Here is a 17,970-nt window from a genome sequence, read left to right as displayed (position 1 = left end):
ATGTCATCGCAATTAAAGAGCTGGTCCGTATGGCATCGGGGGCGGCATGTCACTAACGCCCTGGAATATCGGGCACCCGATTTAGTGATTAAAACTGCTGAATATTTCGCGGGGCATATGGATGGCCCGCGGATCATTGATGACGGTATGCAGCCGTTGACTGCCAGCCTGAAGATCCGTGGCGCAAATGTTGATGACCTTATTGCTATCGGATTCAGACCTTTCGTCAGCACAAGACTTGTTATTCGTGAAGGCTATCATGGCACCGGTGGAGTGACCGGCATTGAAGACGAGATGGAAGGCTTTATATCGCGTTCTTCCTCTGACCCGACCGGAAGCGTTGGGCGTGCGAATAAATCAACCTCAATAGACATAGCGCTCAGCTATTACAGGCGATCGGTGAATGGAAAGGAGAAGATACTGCTGATACCGGGTGAGGGCGTCAGACGGATAAATGGTATCGATACACTGAATATCGTTTCATTAATGGTTTACCTGAGTTCAGTGCCGGGCGGCATTGATGGCATCGACTTTAAGAGTCTGACGCTATCTGATTTTATCGGGGAGGGCTTTTGATGGATATTTTTGGTCTGGCAACCGTCGCGACTGGAGACGCCTTCGCCCTTCTGGATATTGGCGTGAAGCACAATTTCAAAACGATGATGACCCTCGGGGATTTTAATTTCAATATCGACGATGCGACCTATCAGAGCATCCAGCGGTCATTGTCCTGGCGCTGGGTGGAGCAGCAGCGATTTGGGCAGCGCGACAGCCTCCAGTACACAGGGAAATCCACGCCAGTCATCTCTTTCTCGGGGGAGGTGTATACGGATAATCGCCGCATCTCCCCGCAACTGAGCAAGATGTTTGTGGGGACTCAACCGGTCAATGAACTGAGCCTGCTGGGTGATGTGGCTACACCAAAACTCCTGATATCCGGCACCGGTGAGATTCTGGGATATTGGGTGGTCTCTGAATTTTCCGATACGGCAGACCGGTTTTTAATGGCCGGAATACCTAAACATCAGCAATTTACAATGACGATAAAATATTATGGTGACAATATATATCACCCGTGATGGCGATATCCTTGATGAAATATGCTGGCGGTTTTACGGTGATTCGAAAAATCTCATCGCTGTATTCAATGCTAATCCCGGGCTTGCTGAATGGGGTAATTATTACGAGGCAGGCATTGAAATAAAATTACCGGTTATTACTGACGAGCCCACAATATACACTCCGTCATTATGGTAAATCCATGAATAATGTTAATCCTTCCTTGCCCACTTTTTCACTCATAGCAGAAGATAAAAATATCACTCATGAGGTCGCAAAATACCTCACCGATTTGACATTTATTGATTACGGGGCAACAGGAGAAGATCCCCAATCTGACAAGCTGACGATTAATCTGGTTTCACCCACGATGATGTTGCCAGCAAAAGGTGCAAAATTAAAACTGGCCATCGGATTCGATAAATTTCTGGTGGAAAAAGGCACCTTTGTTGTTGATTCCGTGTCATTACAGGGGCCGCCGCGATCCATCACCATAACCGCACTGGCCGTACCGAGCAGCAATGCCATACATCCCCATAACATGCAGAGTCAAAAAACGCGCTCGTGGGATAATGTCAGTGTTGGAGAGATTGTCAGAACCATTGCGGCGGAAAATGGACTTTTAGCCAGCATCTCACCCGAGCTTAACAACCTGATGCCCGGGCATCTTGATCAGTTCTATGAAAACGATGCCGAATTCCTGGCAAAACTGGCGCGGCAATATGATGCCATCAGTAAAGCAACGGGCGGTTACCAGGTCTTTATGGTGCAGGGCTCAGGAAAGAGCGCAAGTGGTAAGGACTTGCCTGCGGTGACCATTACACCTGATGGAAAGACAAGCTGGCAGTTTTCGCACCGGAGTAAAGCCAGGAGTCCATCTGCGGCAGCGGCCGGTAATAAAGGCACATATGTTGTGCTATATAACGATGCGGAAACCAATGAGACTAAAGAGTTAAAATACGGTTCAGGGGATCCCATTACGACATCCGGCCGTACGCTACCTAATCTGGCAGCAGCAGAGCAACTCATCCGCTCATTGCAGCAAACTGAGGCCCGCGCAGCTGCAAATAAAAAGCAAACAAAGCCAAAACCCGAATACCTTATGTCCATGTCTATCGCGCAACCGGCAACGCCAGAACTGCTGGCATTAACGCCAGAAAGCAGCGTTACCACCGAAGGGTTTGATCCACAGGCTGACCGCTCCTGGATTGTCGATAACATTGCTTTTTCACTCTCCCCGGGTAAAGGGATGTCAGTCAGCATGGAGCTGAAACGCTGATTGCACTTCACTATTGGATGCAAGGAATATGCATGGATAGTCCTTCCACCATGTAAATGACGCGCAGTGTACTCAGCATCACTGATTGCCATTACAGCAAGCTTGACAACCGCGCCATTGACTGTGTTATCACGGTAAACGGAAAATCATTCCCGTTCACCGCATCACCGGCAGACAGTACAACACCTATGCAAACGCCATCGCCGGGGAGTACGGTCCAGTTGCTGCATATGAGTTAAACTCCTCTGGTAAATATGTGTGGGGACGCAGGGCTGTCGGGAGGCGGATGCGGTAGTTCCACACGTTCGGTTCTGAGGAGGGGCCTGTCCGGGTAACCGGCAGGTCTACTCAACTCAGACCCCATAGATGTTATGTTCAATGCGTCATTAGCGTACTTTCTTGAAGATGAGGAGGATCAGGGGAACGCAGATACCAAAACCAATGATTGAAGCGGAGGCTGAATCATTATGGTTTTGTAGCTGTTCTTTAACAAACCAAATGCATTGAGATGCCGTGAAATTTCCACCTTGGCTCATTGTTTCTGAAAAGTTAACCGCGAAGATGAGGTTGAAGTAAAAAACAATGAAATAGTATGCGATACAGATCAGCGCAATACTTGTCCATCTAATCCAGAATTTCCTACTCATCATGGGTACTTCCTAATGAACCGCCAACGGTGCCTCCAGAATACGGAGATACAGATCCAGCAACCGCTGATGATTCCGTCGCTGCTTTTTGTATTTTTGCGCTTCCCCCCATTGGCTGGAAACTCTTATTCTCAAAGTTCGTATACTGTGACTTAAATTCGTTGGTTACTTCAATTACGAGCATTGAGGAAACATCGGAACTTTTATTATCAAGATAATTTTGTAACGATATAGGGATAGTAAAATCTTCTTCTACTTCGATTGGTAACAGTGTCCTAGTTGTATATCCATTATCAAACAGCTTGGAACCAGAAAACTTGATTCCCGCGATTGAATGAGTAGTACAGTTATTTCCTGTTACATCGTATTTATCAATGGTTCGTCCTCTTCGTTTTGTACCATCCTCCATCTTTGGTGTTTGGATTGCTGGTTCACCATTGTTCCAGAGTTCTTCAAAGAATTTACGAATTAGTTCAGGATTGGCATCATCAATTCGGAATACACGAGCTCCCATCTCGTAAAGTTCGTATTGGTAATATTTTCTGGCGTCTTCACCCTGGAAGAAGTTTAAGATGCCGTCTCCAGTGAGTGTGCTGCGATCAGTTCGACCATAGCGCCCATATGTGTACAGATAAACCGTATTATTCTCGTGTACCGAAACGAACGCGTGCCCAGAACCTGTGGCTTCAGTCCAGAGGTAAACCCCATTCAGTAACGGGTTGTCCTCCGGTTTACAGGTTTCGGTGAGGTTGTTTTGTTTTGCGGCGTCTACCGGACCGGGCAATACAGGAATATCGACGAGATGAGATAAATCGGTGTGTGTGACCGTCGTACCACCGCTGAAATTATAATGGTCAGTCCATATCGACGGGACGAAGTGTGACCGACAAGGGCAGGTGCTGAAGCTTTCCAGTGTCCCGGCGACTTTGCGTCCGTGGACTTTATCGCGCATACCGCCCGCAATGAGGTAAATCCCCTCATGCACACCACAGGTTACCCGGTCTCTTTCCCGCGCAATGTCGCGGTTGAAGTGCCTGTGGTTGCTGCAACCGTCAATGATCACGCCGCCGCAGGCGGATTTATCCCCTCTGAACAAGTAGTAACCCGTCGCCATGATTACGCCTCCGGTTTCAGAAAGTCGCCACCAAAGTGCATATCGTCGTATTCAACAAGCATCCTTACGCCCTGGGGAGTACTCACAATGATATCCCCGTCATCCAGCAGACTACCCACCAGAGCGAGGCTGCGACCGTTGCTTTTCAAGAGTTCGCCTGTGCCGGAGACTATTTTTGCCATCTCCCCATTGGGGTAAATTACTTCGTCACCAACGAGGCCGAACCTGCGTTCTGTGCCATCGTCATCCAGGATGCAGCTTCGTGCCGATGTGTTATGCAGAGAGCCACCGTTTCGGGTCAGTGCCCCTTCGGTGGCATGGCGATAAATGGCGACAACAGTAGCCGCAGTGCGCTTGCTGAGTTCGTCGGTGATGAACTTGCTTTCTGTCTCTCGGAATGTCGCCAGGTCGCTTTCTGAATATGGGTTATTCAGGGTATGGATAATTTCAGGTGTGATTTCATTGGTGTACTGCGGCATAAATCCCTCTTTGCATTGTTGTTATTGGTTTGATTTTCATCGTTTTGCCAGATGAAAGCAATAGCAGCCTAGTGTCCTCGTGGTGGGTACAGATGTTATGGGGGGGCCGTTTGGATATCGAAAATGATTGCACGTTAAGGCTGTTTATTGACCCTCTCGACTTTAGCTGGCCTCAGGCGACGAAACTTGCCGGAAGCCGGTATCCGGTTGCTTTTCCAAATATAATCGCCTATCGGGGTGTGAAGTCCAGTGATGTTAAAAACCACGCTAAGCCGTCTCAGAAATCGATTTTGATACGTTTCAGTCTCAAAATGACCAAAAACGATTTGGAACCACTTTTTCGCCCCAAATATGCAGTTTCATAAGTATTTATATTTCAGATGGTTAGTTCCTTAACGTGGTTTTTCGCACTGTTTGCCATCGAACCCCAGAGCAGGGTCAGGCTCTGGCGGTCACCAATGGTCGGGTGTCGGGATATCTTGCCATAAATGAGTGAGCGGCTTGCGCAGGTAGATTAATCAGGATGGTGCCGCTACTGTCCCAGCATACGATTTCAAATAAGGCACCATCGAGTTGAGGCGTTGGCTCTGTCCCATCCCAGTATCTTGGGTTGCCCTCGACGTATGGTGGAAACGAAGGCGATGAACGAAACCCTTTAGGTACGGCACTGAATACCGCCCAAATGAACTGCACCTCATGTTCGCGTATAAAGGACGCGAGTTCGTCGCCAGAAAACCATTGATCAATCGGTGAAAAACCCGCAGGAGTCCAATTAGTTTCGATATCGCTGACGAACCAATCATAATTTTGCGGCGCAATGTTCGCAGCATCAAACACTTCAAGCATATTAGTGAACCAACAGATTTGGTTCGTCTTTTTCAAGATAAGATTCATTTGTCTCCTTGAGAGTCCGGGCTTCGTACGTTCGCTTTTGGCAGCTTTCTGCCTTCACGACGGGGGGGGCGCACGACGGCCTGCCAGCATGGTAGGCCGGTAGTCTGTCAGACATTATCGACTCAGTCGATCTAGGCTGTATCGCTGACGCAATATCAACGGCAACAGCATTTCACCAGTGCGGTGAAAGTCGCACGCTCCGTTCTTAGGAGAGCACAGTCAGGCAACTGGCTGTGCTTATCCGACACAACTACAGCAGCGGCCTCCGTATCCGGGGAAACTTGGGGATCGCTCAGGTCAAGCCAGCCATCCACCATCAAGTTCTCTGGAAGTGTAGTTATTTGGGTGCTGAGTAAGTTGAGTCCACCTCTCACTATCAGGTTTTCTGGCAGCTCGGTGATTTGGGTACCACCTCTCAGGTCGAGTCTGCCACCAACAGTCAGGTTCTCTGGTAGTGAGGTAGCATATTTATTCCTTCTCAAAATAAGGCTACCCGGTATATCAATAGCGCCATTCTCTGAAACTGAATGCGGAATTGAATTTTCGGTTAAATACTTAATTAAATCGAATGTCATAAATTATTCCTGCATGAGCACCATATAAGCATGAAGGCGGCGAACAGTATTTCGCCGCCCATGCATTAGCTCATGGCTTCATCGGTAGCTGGAATGGAAATGGAATCAGCTGGTCGGTATTTATTGTTTTCTATTTTTGACTTTGGTAGTGCAAGCAGAAGAATGAAGCTAATACTGACCACATTCTTGCAGACTATAAAACCGACCACGGTAGCGATACTACCAATGGGCACATCCTCAAGAAGTATACCAAATATAAGTACGGACACTGCAAATATCACAAGTAGCACAAGTACCATAAGCCCAAAATATGGGATTACCCACCAACCACTTAGACCGAAATCATGGAATCGCCTGACAGTGATGGCCAAATAGGCCAGACATGAATAAATAGTGGCAGCATAAAAAAGAGCAAGCTCAACAGCAAGAATAGCTACATGGCTAGCCTGGGCTTCGTCATCAAGGGCGCCGTTGTCAAGGGCGCGGGCAAAATTGACTAGGTCATATAACATCAAAAAAAGAAATTGGAAGAGCACAAAAAATAGCCAAGACTTACGATCGGCCACGCCTTTGTAACAAAAGACTTTCCTGTAGCCGTCAATTCCATTAGTTATAAAAAACATCAGACAAATTTTCCTGTGTATCAAAGTTGTACCAGTAGAGACCGGCTCAGCAACGCAAGCTAAATCGCAAACGTTCTACATCCGGCATTTAAAAGCCCGTCCGGAGTGGGCGGGAAGTGCCACAATCATTGCGGCCTGGCGCTTAGTTTCTCTTTCAGTTCATCTATGCAATCACGACCAGCTTGCTTGTAGGCTTTGGCTGCTTCACCGGAGTATTTTCGGCTTCGGTCAATCGCATCTTCGAATTGCTCAATCGGTCCATAGAAAGAACCTGCTGCGATATAGAATGTTTCATTTGCCCAGACGGCGAAAATTGTCCGGTTGTTATTTCCGCAATTTTTACGGAAAGCGACATTGGAGAAATGTTCAGGATCAAGGTAAAGGGATTCGCAAGTGAAGTAGTTGGGTAGGGCTGTGATTTTGGTTCTGCGCAGGTCGAGTTCTGCCCCTACTGCTAGGCCTTCAGGTAGCTTGGTGATTTGAGTTCCGCTCAGACAGAGATAGCTGCCCACCATGAGATTCTCTGGCAGCGCGGTGATTTGGCTGTCGGTCAGGTCGAGTATGCTCTCCGCCGTCAGATTCTCAGGCAGTTTGGTGATTTGCGTACCACGGAGGTCGAGCCAGCCACCGACAGTCAGGTTCTCTGGCAGTGTGGTGATTAGGGTGTCGGTCAGGTCGAGACAGCCGCCGACAGTCAGGTTCTCTGGCAGCGTGGTGATTTGCGTACCTTGCAGTTCGAGAGCACCGCACACCATCAGGTTTTCTGGCAGTGTGGTGATGAGGGTGTCGGTCAGGTTGAGACAGCCGCCGACAGTCAGGTTCTCTGGCAGCGTGGTGATTAGGGTGTCGGTCAGGTTGAGACAGCTGCCGACAGTCAGGTTCTCTGGCAGCGTGGTGATTTGCGTACCTTGCAGATCGAGATCACCACCTACATCAAGGTCTTCTGGTAGCTCGGTGATTCGGGTTCCGCGCAGGTAGAGCGTTCCCCCCACCGTCAGATTCTTGGGTAGCTCGGTGATTTGGGTACCACCTCTCAGGTCGAGTCTGCCACCAACAGTCAGGTTCTCTGGTAGTGAGGTAGCATATTTATTCTTTCTCAAAATAAGGCTACCCGGTATATTAATAGCGCCATTCTCTGAAACGGAATGCGGAATTGAATTTTTTGTTAAATGCTTAATTAAATCGAATGACATATATCATTCCTTATATTTCTGCGTCAGTGCCATACAAGCATGATGGCGGCGACCTGTATTTCGCCGCCCATACATTAGCTCACGCTTTCATCGGTAGCTGGAATGGGAACAGAATTGGCTGGTCGGTATTTATTGTTTTCTATTTTTGACTTCGGTAGTGCAAACAGCAGATCGACACAAACACCGGCCACAAACCCGAGCCAGAACCAGTCGCTCTCGATAACATTCGAGCCAATAACAGCGATAACCAGCGGAGGGAGTATGAACCAACCACTCAGGCCGATGCCATGTAATCTTCTAACGGAGCATGCTAAGCTAGCCAGAAATGTATAAATATATGCAGCAAGTTGAGCTAGGGAAAAAAGAAGAATAATGCTTAGATGACTAATCGGTGTCTCTTCATTAAGACCTTGGCTAATAGATTCCAGATAAATTGAAGCCCACAGAATTAGTGCAGCGATAGGTGTCTGGAAGAGCACAAAAAAGAAATAGGATTTACGGTCGGCCACGCCTTTGTAACAAAAGACTTTCCTGTATCCGTCGATCGCATTTGTTATAAAAAACATCAGACAAATTTTCCTGCATATGAAAGTTGTACCAGTGGAGGCTGATTTTACTGAGCGCATACAAAACTAATGGATTTTATTTCGTCTTAAATTAAATATGACACCCGAATAATGTCGATTTTTTGACCCGATACGATGGCTGAGAAATGGACTTTATCGGGCTGTTCTCAGTACAATAGATCCTGCCTCCATCAGGAAAAGGTGAGCATCTAGTTAATGCTGGAAGAAGCCCAGGAACCTGGCTTTGTTCCGAAAAGCCTTAAGTCGTTTGCATTACCCCATAAAATAAACGCTCTGTTTCGTCGTACCGTGCAGACATGGGAGACTTACCACCCAAAGAGTTTTTTTAGCCATGATTTTGCTGGTACTGAGACCTTCGCTTTGGCATGATCGACATACTCCTGAATTTCTTTAACCTGTAGATCCTGGAAACGTGCAATCAAACTGCGATATTGCACCGTCCCCAGTTCAGTTTTACCCTGATCGTCGTAGGTCAGTGCAAGGTTGTGCATGGCCGCTGCAACCTGAACCTGTACACCTTCGAATTCTGAATCCTGAAAACGTGCAATCAGCGAGCACAGTTGTTCTGTTTCCTGCTCCGGCAGCCCCTGAGCATCATAGGAGTTTGCCAGGCTGAACATGGCCTGTGCAACCTGAGCCTGAACACCTTCGAGTTCTGAATCCACAAAGCGCTCAACCAGCGTGCGCAGTTGCTCTTTTTGCTGTTCCGGCAACTTCTGATCACGATAGGTGCATGCCAGGTTGTACATGGCCTTTGCAACCGCAATCTGAACACCTTCGACCGTGGAATCCTGGAAGCGCACAATAAGCGTTCGTAGTTGTTTTTTTTCCTGTTCCGGCAACTCCTGAGCATCATAGGTGCATGCCAGGTTGAGCATAGCCTTTGCAATCTCAACCTGTACACCTTCGAATTCTGAATCCTGAAAACGTGCAATCAGCGAGCACAGTTGTTCTGTTTCCTGCTCCGGCAGCCCCTGAGCATCATAGGAGTTTGCCAGGCTGAACATGGCCTGTGCAACCTGAGCCTGAACACCTTCGAGTTCTGAATCCACAAAGCGCTCAACCAGCGTGCGCAGTTGCTCTTTTTGCTGTTCCGGCAACTTCTGATCACGATAGGTGCATGCCAGGTTGTACATGGCCTTTGCAACCGCAATCTGAACACCTTCGACCGTGGAATCCTGGAAGCGCACAATAAGCGTTCGTAGTTGTTTTTTTTCCTGTTCCGGCAACTCCTGAGCATCATAGGTGCATGCCAGGTTGAGCATAGCCTTTGCAATCTCAACCTGTACACCTTCGACCGAGGAATCCTGGAAGCGCGCAATAAGCGTATGTAGTTGTTCTGTTTCCTGTTCCGGCAGCCCCTGAGCGTCATAGGTAAGTGCCAGGCTGAGCATAGCCTTTGCAACCTGAACCTGAACACCTTCGAACTCTGAATCCTCAAAGCGCTCAATCAGATTACGCAGTTGTTCTTTTTTCTGTTCCGGCAGCCCCCGAGCATCATAGGTGCATGCCAGGTTGTACATAGCCTGTGCGACCTCAACCTGAACACCTCCGACCGTGGAATCCTGGAAGCGCACAATAAGCGTACGTAGTTGTTCTGTTTTTCGCTCCGGCAGCCCCCGAGCATCATAGGTGCATGCCAGACTGTACATGGCCTTTGCAACCTCAATCTGAACACCTTCGACCGTGGAATCCCGGAAGCGCTCAATCAGCTTGAGCTGTTGCTCTGTTTTCTGCTCCAGCAGCCCCTGGGCATCATAGGTAAGTGCCAGACTGTACATGGCCTTTGCAACCCGAACCTGAACACCTTCGACCGTGGAATCCTGGAAATGCCCAATAAGCGTACGTAGCTGTTCTTTTCCCTGTTCCAGCAGCCCCTGAGCGTCATAGGTAAGTGCCAGACTGTACATGGCCTTTGTAACCTGTACCTCAACACCTTCGTACTCTGAGTCCTCAAAGCGTTCTATCAGGGTGCGCAGTTGTGCTATTTCCTGCTCCGGTAACCCCTGAGTGTCATAGGAACATGCCAGGTTGTACATGGCCTCTGCAACCAGAATCTGAATTTCTTCGCCCCATGAATCCTGAAAACTCTCAATCAGCGTGCGTTGTTGTTCTATTTCCTGCTCCAGCAGCCCCTGAGTGTCATAGGAGCATGCCAGGTTGTGCATAGCCTTTGCAATCTGCACCTGAATGCCTCTGACCGCTGAATCCTGAAAGCGCGCGATCAGTGTGCGCAATTGTTCAGTTTCCTGCTCCGGCTTCCCTTGAGTTCTGTAGGCGTTTGCAATATTGAACATGGCCTCCGCGACATCCTCCTGGACATCCGCATCTGATGAACCACTGAAACATTTAATCAATGTCTGGTACCGAGCCATTGCTAACTCATGCAACTCCTGAAAATTGTACCAAAAACTTAAACCAATAAGGGCTGAAGTCACACGGCCTTGAATGATTGGATCCGATGAATCCTGAAAACGCTCGACAACGGCCTGATACTGAGCCATTTTTTTATCGGGGAATTGTTGAAATTCAAGCACTGTGGCTAAATTGAACATGGTCTTTGCAACCAGTCTCTGGAGGGTAACATCCGCCGAATCCTGGTGGTGCCTGAGCAAAGACTGGTAATAGACCTGCTCCTGCTCCTGATCCTGCATAAAATGGCTGCAAATACCGATGGTAAACATAGCGTGAGCAGCCAGCGTCTGCTCCGCTTTATCTGTTGAGTATTCGAAACGCTCAATAAAATCCCGACGCTCGGTCAGTTTTTGCTGGCCGTAATCAGTGCTGACCACATTGCACACGGCTTTAGTGACCATAGCCTGTGCATCACGATCTGGTGACTTCTCAAAACGTTCAATCAATATTTGATATTGAGCATACTCTTCCTCCCCTCGTCCCCGCTCATAATATGCAATAGCCAGACGGAACATGGCCTGGGCAACAAAACCCTGCATGATGTCATCCGGTGAGTGCTCAAAGCGCGCTATCAGTGCCTGATACTGGGCGATCTCCTGTTCAGGCTGACCTTTGGCATCGAACCATCTGGCAAGCTTAAGCAGGGTCTTCGCTATCAGGGGCTGAACAGCAGGCTCTTCTTGCTGGTTCAGGTGTGGGGCCAACTGAATATGTTGTACCAGGTGTGGCACCAGTTCGATATGTTGTAAAAGGGCGGCGTCATCCCGGATATTGATTTCAGATTCAATTAATTCATGGGCTTGCTGTAATTCATTCGGGGTCATCTGGGGCGCCTGATAGCTAATGAAACGGGAAAAGTAGAAACCACAGCGGTCGATTCTACAAAAAGCACAAAAAGAGAATGGGCTTTATTTCGTCTTAAATTAAATATGACATCAGGTATCCGCAGGGGGAGGAATGCGAAAAATGGTGCATGTGAGCCTACAGCAGTGATGATCTGGATTATGTGCCAGGGATTTGATGGGGTATGGGTACTCAACGATGCCAGGAATGGAGAGGTCGACGATGTGCCGGTGATGTGGCATAGGTGGGGCAAAAAATGGAGAAAGAAAAAGCACACATTTTATTTTGCGTACATCAAAGTGTGCTTTTTAGTGTTTTACAACTCGGCGGTCTTTGGGCGTTAATGGCGACGCTTCATAGGCCGACCATCAATGCTCGCGTCGAGGTATGCTACTGCTTTTTGCAATTCACTGATGAGGGCTTGAGCTCGATCTCGTGAAATGCAAACAAACTGGTCGGGAAACTCCGTCACCGGCCAGTGGGGAACGCCAGCCATATTGTCGGTGTATGAGCTATGTACAAGCACCTGGCGAGTCAGCGTTGAGTGCGATACTTCAAATTCTATCAGTTCAGGGATGCTGGATAGGTTAGATTCTTTACTCATCTGACACCATCCACATATCAGCCTCTTCAAACATCTCTTCCAGCATGCGGTTGAGTTTTTCACGTTCGCTCTTGCTGGCATCACTGTTTAGCGAGCTGTTACCCACCATTGGCTTAACACGCACGCTGGCAGACGGGAAGATGTTGTGTACCCGCTTCGTTAGCTCCGCAAGAATAATTTCCTGCGCACTGGGTAAACCTTCCACATTGCGCTTGTCATAAACGAGTTCAACGTACATAGCATCCTCCAATAATTACTGTGATTGTAGACAGTATTTATACTGTTTTTTTATACAGTGTCAACGGTGGGGCGTGCAGTGTTTCAGAAGAGATTTTGGGGCATGGGTGGGGCATGGGTGGGGCAAAAAGAACTATTTTGGGGCATCCGTGGGGCATTATTGCACATATGAACTTTACTGTATTTCATATATGTAATCTTTTAAGGTGCTGATTAAACTAAAGAATACACATGCTCTTGGGCGTTCTTTAGTGATTTTTAAAATTCCCGCGTCACACAATTGAAGTGGCGAGCATAATCTTCCAGAGAAGTTATACCAAGACGCCCCCATTTAGGGTGCGACCATTGGGGAAGGCCGATATAAATCACAGTGCAGCGAGGATTTCGTCAGTGCTGCGTACGCGCCCAATGCGCGGGAAGATATTCGTCATGCTGCCTTGATGTTGTTCGCTGTTTGCAGCACTGCACGCATCTTCAGCAATCACCAGGTTGAAGCCCAATTCCCATGCGTTACGGGCAGTAGATTCCACACCGATGTTGGTGGAAATCCCACATAGCACGATGGTGTCGATGCCACGACGGCGTAACTGAAGCTCCAGATCGGTGCCGTAGAAGGCTCCCCACTGGCGTTTAGTGACTTCAATGTCGCTCTCTTTTTTACCCAGTGCTTGCGGGTAAAGCCACCAGTTTTCCGGCAAAGCATGAGCGCCTGCCTGTGCATCAACCGGTTGTTTGAGTGCTTCGGCAAAGTCTTTAGACCAGCCAACACGCACCATAATAACCGGGGCGTTATTCTCGCGGAATTTATCAGCCAGCCTGGCTGAACGAGCCACCACATCCTGTGCGCTGTGCGGGCCGCCTGCAAATGGCAAAATGCCTTCCTGCAAATCAATAACGACCAGTGCGGTTTTGGAAGTATTCAGTTCTAACATTCGGTGACTCCGGTTCAAAATTGAATTATCTCGCAACACATTACGACGGAACATATGTTCGACAGTTTACAAATTTTGTTAATTTTTGTGAGAATAGGCCAAACAAGGCGCATTGAAACGCGTCAGTTCTTATCGCGGGCCAATATTTCCAGTATAATAGCCCCCTTTTTTCAACTATATCTGACATACAAAAATAGTGGCCACCGGTGCAGGTTGCACACAGTGAGCGGCTAATTTAAGGGATATCTCATGCGTACAGTATATTGCGGGCAGCTCAATCAATCCCATGTGGGACAACAAGTAACACTGTGTGGTTGGGTCAATCGTCGTCGTGACCTCGGTAGCCTTATCTTTATTGATATGCGCGATCGCGAAGGCATCGTGCAGGTGTTTTTCGACCCGGACCGTCAGGACGCGTTCCAGCTTGCTTCCGAACTGCGTAATGAGTTCTGCATTCAAATCACCGGCACCGTTCGCCCGCGTGATGAAAAAAACATCAACAAAGATATGGCAACCGGCGCGGTGGAAGTGTTCGCTACCGACCTGACCATTATCAACCGCTCTGAAGCGTTGCCGCTAGACTCCAACCACGTCAACACCGAAGAAGCGCGTCTGAAATTCCGTTACCTGGATTTGCGCCGCCCTGAAATGGCGAACCGCCTGAAAACCCGTGCGAAAATCACCAGTTTCGTGCGCCGTTTTATGGATGACCACGGTTTCCTGGATATCGAAACCCCAATGCTGACCAAAGCCACGCCAGAAGGCGCGCGTGACTACCTGGTGCCGAGCCGTGTTCACAAAGGTAAATTCTACGCATTGCCGCAGTCCCCACAGTTGTTCAAACAGCTGCTGATGATGTCTGGCTTTGACCGTTACTATCAAATCGTTAAATGCTTCCGTGACGAAGACTTGCGTGCTGACCGTCAGCCTGAATTTACTCAGATCGACGTTGAAACCTCCTTCATGTCTGCTCCGCAAGTGCGTGAAGTGATGGAAAAACTGGTGCGTGAACTGTGGTTAGATGTGAAAAACGTCGACCTGGGCGATTTCCCAATCATGACTTTCGCTGAAGCTGAGCGTCGTTACGGTTCTGATAAACCAGACCTGCGTAACCCGATGGAGCTGGTGGACGTTGCTGACCTGCTTAAAGACGTTGAGTTTAAAGTGTTCGCCGGCCCGGCAAATGATGCTAAAGGCCGCGTTGCAGCACTGCGAGTGCCAGGTGGCGCACAGTTAAGCCGTAAACAGATTGACGATTACGGCAAGTTCATTGAGATTTACGGCGCGAAAGGTCTGGCTTACATCAAAGTGACCGAGCGTGCTAAAGGCATCGAGGGGATCACCAGCCCGGTCGCTAAATTCCTGAACGCAGAAATCGTTGAAGCTATTCTGGCCCGTACCGGTGCGCAAGATGGCGATATGATTTTCTTCGGTGCGGACAATAAGAAAGTGGTTGCTGACGCGCTTGGCGCACTGCGTCTGAAAATCGGTAAAGATCTGAGTATCACCGATGATAAAGCCTGGGCACCGCTGTGGGTTATTGACTTCCCAATGTTTGAAGACAATGGCGAAGGCGGCTTGACCGCGATGCATCACCCGTTCACTGCACCAAAAGATATGTCCCCAGAGCAACTGGCGGCAGATCCGGAAGCTGCTGTTGCGAACGCATACGACATGGTGATTAACGGTTACGAAGTGGGCGGCGGTTCCGTGCGTATCCACAACGGCCAGATGCAGCAGACCGTGTTCGGCATTCTGGGTATTGCTGAAGAAGACCAGCGCGAGAAGTTCGGCTTCCTGCTCGATGCCCTGAAATACGGTACACCACCGCACGCAGGCCTGGCATTTGGTCTGGATCGCCTGACCATGCTGTTGACTGGCACCGACAACATCCGTGATGTTATCGCGTTCCCGAAAACCACCGCAGCAGCGTGTCTGATGACTGAAGCCCCAAGCTTCGCCAACCCAACAGCGCTGGCTGAACTGGGTGTCGCGGTGATTAAAAAGGCTGAGAAAGAATAATGGGCTATAAGCATCCCGTTTCGGTATTAGTGGTGATTTTTGCACAAGACACCGGGCGGGTGCTGATGCTACAGCGGCGCGATGATCCTGATTTCTGGCAGTCGGTTACCGGCAGCCTGGAAGAAGGGGAAATTGCGCTGCATGCCGCACAGCGTGAAGTAAAGGAAGAGGTTGATATCGACGTTGTTTCAGAACAACTGGCTTTGATTGACTGCCAACGCTGTGTGGAGTTTGAAATTTTTACACATTTGCGTCATCGCTATGCTCCGGGAATTACGCGCAATACGGAATATTGGTTCTGCCTTGCGCTGCCTCACGAACGCCAGATAACCATTTCGGAACATCTGGCCTGGGAATGGACGGACGCACATGCTGCGGCGGCTATGACAAAGTCGTGGAGCAACCGGCAAGCGATTGAAGAGTTTGTAATTAATGCCGCCTGAAAAAGGCGCTTTTGGAGATAGTTATGGCAGGTCATAGTAAATGGGCCAACACAAAGCACCGCAAAGCTGCGCAGGATTCCAAACGCGGTAAAATTTTCACCAAAATTATCCGTGAGCTGGTGACAGCGGCCCGTTTGGGCGGTGGTGATCCGGGTTCTAACCCGCGTTTGCGTGCAGCGATTGATAAAGCGTTGTCTAACAACATGACGCGTGACACCTTAAACCGCGCGATTGCACGTGGTGTGGGCGGCGATGAAGACGCGAACATGGAAACCATCATTTATGAAGGTTACGGTCCTGGCGGTTCAGCTGTAATGGTTGAATGCCTGAGTGACAACCGTAACCGTACCGTGGCAGAAGTACGCCACGCGTTCAACAAATGCGGTGGTAACCTGGGAACTGACGGCTCCGTAGCCTATCTGTTCACCAAAAAAGGCGTTATCTCTTATGCTCCTGGCAAAGATGAAGACACCGTAATGGAAGCCGCGCTTGAAGCGGGTGCCGAAGACGTCGTTTCTTATGACGACGGTGCTATCGACGTGTTCACCGCCTGGGAAGACATGGGCGCTGTCCGCGACGCACTGGAAGCAGCAGGTCTGAAAGCTGATGAAGCCGAAGTTTCTATGATCCCATCCACTAAAGCGGATATGGATGCAGAAACCGCACCGAAACTGATGCGCCTTATCGATATGTTGGAAGACTGCGATGACGTGCAAGAGGTTTATCACAACGGTGAGATCTCTGACGAGGTTGCGGCAACCCTGTAATGGTGTTGTCTGAAACCTTACACCTGTTTATGAGGGACGCGTGATGGCGATTATTCTCGGCATCGACCCAGGGTCACGCGTTACCGGTTATGGCGTTATACGCCAGACTGGCCGGCAGCTAACCTATTTAGGCAGCGGCTGTATTCGTACTCAGGTGACCGACTTACCCTCGCGTTTGAAACTCATCTACGCGGGGGTGAGCGAAATCATTACCCAGTTCCAGCCAGAGTATTTCGCTATTGAATCAGTGTTTATGGCGAAGAATGCCGACTCTGCTTTAAAGCTCGGACAGGCACGAGGTGCTGCGATTGTTGCGGCGGTAAACCATGAGCTTCCGGTGTTTGAATATGCCGCCCGTCAGGTAAAACAGACGGTAGTGGGTATCGGCAGTGCGGAGAAAAGCCAGGTGCAGCATATGGTACGCACTTTGCTCAAACTCTCTGCTAACCCACAAGCGGATGCGGCCGATGCACTGGCAATTGCCATTACGCATTGCCATGTGACGCAGAACTCGATGCAGATGAGTGATACACGGCTTAATCTGGCACGGGGACGATTAAAATAAATAAGGCTGGATATCTATCCAGCCTTTTTAATATGATAAGCAAAATTTTTGGCACAAACGCTAAACGCAGGAGCATATCGTGATTGGTCGACTCAGAGGCATCATCCTTGAAAAACAACCGCCGCTGGTACTTATGGAAGTCGGTGGCGTAGGGTATGAAGTCCACATGCCGATGACTTGCTTCTACGAATTACCGGATATCGGTAAAGAAGCGGTGGTATTCACTCAGTTCGTGGTGCGTGAAGACGCGCAGTTGCTCTACGGTTTCAACAACAAACAAGAACGTACCTTGTTCCGTGAGCTCATCAAAGTGAATGGCGTTGGCCCTAAGCTGGCGCTGGCCATCCTCTCCGGTATGTCTGCACAACAATTTGTGAATGCCGTAGAGCGTGAAGAAATTGGTTCATTGGTCAAATTGCCAGGCGTAGGTAAAAAGACCGCTGAGCGCTTGATTGTTGAAATGAAAGACCGCTTCAAAGGTATGCACGGCGACCTGTTTACTCCGGCGTCTGATCTGGTGCTGACCGCTCCGGAAAGTGGCGTGGCTGACGACGCAGAAGCAGAAGCGGTTGCGGCACTAGTATCACTGGGCTATAAACCACAAGAAGCCAGCCGTATGATTAGCAAAGTAGGGCGTGCCGGTGCTGATTGTGAAACGCTGATCCGCGAAGCACTCCGCGCAGCACTTTGAA

At 49.1% G+C, this 17,970-nt stretch carries 21 protein-coding genes and 1 pseudogene; 9 read left to right on the top strand and 13 right to left on the bottom strand.

The genetic code is table 11. The annotated features are described in order from the left end of the window. The 4 genes from D8682_RS04940 to D8682_RS04925 are packed head-to-tail and all read left to right on the top strand — an operon-like array spanning window position 1 to window position 2,338. Window positions 1–576 carry a phage major tail tube protein gene (locus D8682_RS04940; protein ID WP_121813670.1) on the top strand — a complete coding sequence of 192 codons (576 nt, stop codon included), beginning with the start codon at window positions 1–3 and terminating at the stop codon, window positions 574–576. Continuing rightward, window positions 576–1,079 carry a phage tail protein gene (locus tag D8682_RS04935; RefSeq protein WP_121813669.1) on the top strand — a complete coding sequence of 168 codons (504 nt, stop codon included), beginning with the start codon at window positions 576–578 and terminating at the stop codon, window positions 1,077–1,079. The genes D8682_RS04940 and D8682_RS04935 overlap by 1 nt, the downstream gene beginning before the upstream one ends. After that, a complete protein-coding gene (locus D8682_RS04930) occupies window positions 1,054–1,257 on the top strand; it encodes a tail protein X (protein WP_121813668.1) in 204 nt (67 codons plus the stop codon). Before D8682_RS04935 ends, D8682_RS04930 begins: the two co-directional genes overlap by 26 nt. A gap of 4 nt (window positions 1,258–1,261) precedes the next feature. Beyond that, window positions 1,262–2,338: a contractile injection system protein, VgrG/Pvc8 family gene (locus D8682_RS04925; protein WP_121813667.1), complete on the top strand. Its 1,077-nt coding sequence runs from the start codon at window positions 1,262–1,264 to the stop codon at window positions 2,336–2,338. A 386-nt stretch (window positions 2,339–2,724) separates the two neighbouring features. On the opposite strand, the gene D8682_RS27415 is transcribed toward D8682_RS04925, so the two are convergent. The 13 genes and pseudogenes from D8682_RS27415 to D8682_RS04845 form a co-directional block, all read right to left on the bottom strand. Next, the gene (locus tag D8682_RS27415; protein WP_121813665.1) at window positions 2,725–2,988 is read right to left on the bottom strand and encodes a hypothetical protein; all 264 of its coding nucleotides are present in this window, start codon (window positions 2,986–2,988) and stop codon (window positions 2,725–2,727) included. Further along, a complete protein-coding gene (locus D8682_RS04910; protein ID WP_121813664.1) occupies window positions 2,978–4,099 on the bottom strand; it encodes a PAAR domain-containing protein in 1,122 nt (373 codons plus the stop codon). The genes D8682_RS27415 and D8682_RS04910 overlap by 11 nt, the downstream gene beginning before the upstream one ends. 2 nt (window positions 4,100–4,101) lie before the next feature. After that, window positions 4,102–4,578: a hypothetical protein gene (locus D8682_RS04905; protein ID WP_121813663.1), complete on the bottom strand. Its 477-nt coding sequence runs from the start codon at window positions 4,576–4,578 to the stop codon at window positions 4,102–4,104. Between the two features lie 438 nt (window positions 4,579–5,016). After that, entirely contained in the window at window positions 5,017–5,472 is a 456-nt protein-coding gene (locus tag D8682_RS04895; protein WP_121813661.1) for a hypothetical protein, read from the bottom strand. Window positions 5,473–5,627: 155 nt separating this feature from the next. Continuing rightward, window positions 5,628–6,047 (bottom strand): hypothetical protein, encoded by a 420-nt coding sequence (locus tag D8682_RS04890; protein ID WP_121813660.1) that lies wholly within the window; start codon window positions 6,045–6,047, stop codon window positions 5,628–5,630. A gap of 65 nt (window positions 6,048–6,112) precedes the next feature. Next, a complete protein-coding gene (locus D8682_RS04885; RefSeq protein ID WP_121813659.1) occupies window positions 6,113–6,670 on the bottom strand; it encodes a DUF805 domain-containing protein in 558 nt (185 codons plus the stop codon). A gap of 125 nt (window positions 6,671–6,795) precedes the next feature. Next, window positions 6,796–7,770, bottom strand: coding sequence for a leucine-rich repeat domain-containing protein (locus D8682_RS04880; RefSeq protein ID WP_162302983.1), 975 nt, complete (start codon window positions 7,768–7,770; stop codon window positions 6,796–6,798). Between the two features lie 167 nt (window positions 7,771–7,937). Then, window positions 7,938–8,429, bottom strand: a complete 492-nt coding sequence (locus D8682_RS04875) for a DUF805 domain-containing protein (protein ID WP_162302982.1) — start codon at window positions 8,427–8,429, stop codon at window positions 7,938–7,940. A 326-nt stretch (window positions 8,430–8,755) separates the two neighbouring features. Continuing rightward, window positions 8,756–11,689, bottom strand: a complete 2,934-nt coding sequence (locus D8682_RS04870; RefSeq protein WP_121813656.1) for a tetratricopeptide repeat protein — start codon at window positions 11,687–11,689, stop codon at window positions 8,756–8,758. A gap of 359 nt (window positions 11,690–12,048) precedes the next feature. Continuing rightward, window positions 12,049–12,312: a hypothetical protein gene (locus D8682_RS04860; RefSeq protein ID WP_121813654.1), complete on the bottom strand. Its 264-nt coding sequence runs from the start codon at window positions 12,310–12,312 to the stop codon at window positions 12,049–12,051. Next, window positions 12,305–12,550, bottom strand: coding sequence for a DinI-like family protein (locus tag D8682_RS04855; RefSeq protein WP_121813653.1), 246 nt, complete (start codon window positions 12,548–12,550; stop codon window positions 12,305–12,307). Before D8682_RS04855 ends, D8682_RS04860 begins: the two co-directional genes overlap by 8 nt. Window positions 12,551–12,822: 272 nt before the next feature. Then, window positions 12,823–12,918: pseudogene (locus tag D8682_RS27095) on the bottom strand (hypothetical protein); the annotation flags it as partial. Beyond that, window positions 12,915–13,481, bottom strand: a complete 567-nt coding sequence (locus tag D8682_RS04845; RefSeq protein ID WP_064545880.1) for a hydrolase — start codon at window positions 13,479–13,481, stop codon at window positions 12,915–12,917. The pseudogene D8682_RS27095 and the gene D8682_RS04845, both read right to left, overlap by 4 nt. A gap of 249 nt (window positions 13,482–13,730) precedes the next feature. Here D8682_RS04845 and aspS point away from each other — a divergent pair, with 249 nt between their 5' ends. The 5 genes from aspS (at window position 13,731) to ruvA (ending at window position 17,969) form a co-directional block, all read left to right on the top strand. Next, complete coding sequence (aspS, locus tag D8682_RS04840) at window positions 13,731–15,503, top strand: aspartate--tRNA ligase (RefSeq protein ID WP_121813652.1); 1,773 nt, start codon at window positions 13,731–13,733, stop codon at window positions 15,501–15,503. Beyond that, a complete protein-coding gene (gene nudB / locus D8682_RS04835) occupies window positions 15,503–15,946 on the top strand; it encodes a dihydroneopterin triphosphate diphosphatase (RefSeq protein WP_064545887.1) in 444 nt (147 codons plus the stop codon). The genes aspS and nudB overlap by 1 nt, the downstream gene beginning before the upstream one ends. Before the next feature lie 23 nt (window positions 15,947–15,969). Next, the gene (locus tag D8682_RS04830; protein ID WP_064545889.1) at window positions 15,970–16,713 is read left to right on the top strand and encodes a YebC/PmpR family DNA-binding transcriptional regulator; all 744 of its coding nucleotides are present in this window, start codon (window positions 15,970–15,972) and stop codon (window positions 16,711–16,713) included. Between the two features lie 43 nt (window positions 16,714–16,756). Next, a complete protein-coding gene (gene ruvC / locus D8682_RS04825) occupies window positions 16,757–17,278 on the top strand; it encodes a crossover junction endodeoxyribonuclease RuvC (protein ID WP_064545890.1) in 522 nt (173 codons plus the stop codon). A gap of 79 nt (window positions 17,279–17,357) precedes the next feature. Continuing rightward, a complete protein-coding gene (gene ruvA / locus D8682_RS04820; RefSeq protein ID WP_064545891.1) occupies window positions 17,358–17,969 on the top strand; it encodes a Holliday junction branch migration protein RuvA in 612 nt (203 codons plus the stop codon). Window position 17,970 lies beyond the last annotated feature (1 nt).

This window comes from Buttiauxella sp. 3AFRM03 (assembly GCF_003675305.1).
GTDB classification, from domain to species: domain Bacteria; phylum Pseudomonadota; class Gammaproteobacteria; order Enterobacterales; family Enterobacteriaceae; genus Buttiauxella; species Buttiauxella ferragutiae.
Note: the sequence above shows the minus strand (reverse complement) of the source record. Positions and strands in the feature narration are given on the sequence as shown.

Bases quoted from the DNA above. Each gene is read 5' to 3' on its own strand.
- D8682_RS04875 (WP_162302982.1), bottom strand. From the start codon at position 8,429: ATGTTTTTTATAACAAATGCGATCGACGGATACAGGAAAGTCTTTTGT.
- D8682_RS04910 (WP_121813664.1), bottom strand. From the start codon at position 4,099: ATGGCGACGGGTTACTACTTGTTCAGAGGGGATAAATCCGCCTGCGGC.
- D8682_RS04935 (WP_121813669.1), top strand. From the start codon at position 576: ATGGATATTTTTGGTCTGGCAACCGTCGCGACTGGAGACGCCTTCGCC.
- D8682_RS04855 (WP_121813653.1), bottom strand. From the start codon at position 12,550: ATGTACGTTGAACTCGTTTATGACAAGCGCAATGTGGAAGGTTTACCC.
- D8682_RS04895 (WP_121813661.1), bottom strand. From the start codon at position 5,472: ATGAATCTTATCTTGAAAAAGACGAACCAAATCTGTTGGTTCACTAAT.
- D8682_RS04845 (WP_064545880.1), bottom strand. From the start codon at position 13,481: ATGTTAGAACTGAATACTTCCAAAACCGCACTGGTCGTTATTGATTTG.
- D8682_RS04905 (WP_121813663.1), bottom strand. From the start codon at position 4,578: ATGCCGCAGTACACCAATGAAATCACACCTGAAATTATCCATACCCTG.
- D8682_RS04885 (WP_121813659.1), bottom strand. From the start codon at position 6,670: ATGTTTTTTATAACTAATGGAATTGACGGCTACAGGAAAGTCTTTTGT.
- D8682_RS04925 (WP_121813667.1), top strand. From the start codon at position 1,262: ATGAATAATGTTAATCCTTCCTTGCCCACTTTTTCACTCATAGCAGAA.
- D8682_RS04930 (WP_121813668.1), top strand. From the start codon at position 1,054: ATGGTGACAATATATATCACCCGTGATGGCGATATCCTTGATGAAATA.
- D8682_RS04870 (WP_121813656.1), bottom strand. From the start codon at position 11,689: ATGACCCCGAATGAATTACAGCAAGCCCATGAATTAATTGAATCTGAA.
- D8682_RS04860 (WP_121813654.1), bottom strand. From the start codon at position 12,312: ATGAGTAAAGAATCTAACCTATCCAGCATCCCTGAACTGATAGAATTT.
- nudB (WP_064545887.1), top strand. From the start codon at position 15,503: ATGGGCTATAAGCATCCCGTTTCGGTATTAGTGGTGATTTTTGCACAA.
- aspS (WP_121813652.1), top strand. From the start codon at position 13,731: ATGCGTACAGTATATTGCGGGCAGCTCAATCAATCCCATGTGGGACAA.
- ruvC (WP_064545890.1), top strand. From the start codon at position 16,757: ATGGCGATTATTCTCGGCATCGACCCAGGGTCACGCGTTACCGGTTAT.
- D8682_RS27415 (WP_121813665.1), bottom strand. From the start codon at position 2,988: ATGATGAGTAGGAAATTCTGGATTAGATGGACAAGTATTGCGCTGATC.
- D8682_RS04940 (WP_121813670.1), top strand. From the start codon at position 1: ATGTCATCGCAATTAAAGAGCTGGTCCGTATGGCATCGGGGGCGGCAT.
- D8682_RS04890 (WP_121813660.1), bottom strand. From the start codon at position 6,047: ATGACATTCGATTTAATTAAGTATTTAACCGAAAATTCAATTCCGCAT.
- D8682_RS04830 (WP_064545889.1), top strand. From the start codon at position 15,970: ATGGCAGGTCATAGTAAATGGGCCAACACAAAGCACCGCAAAGCTGCG.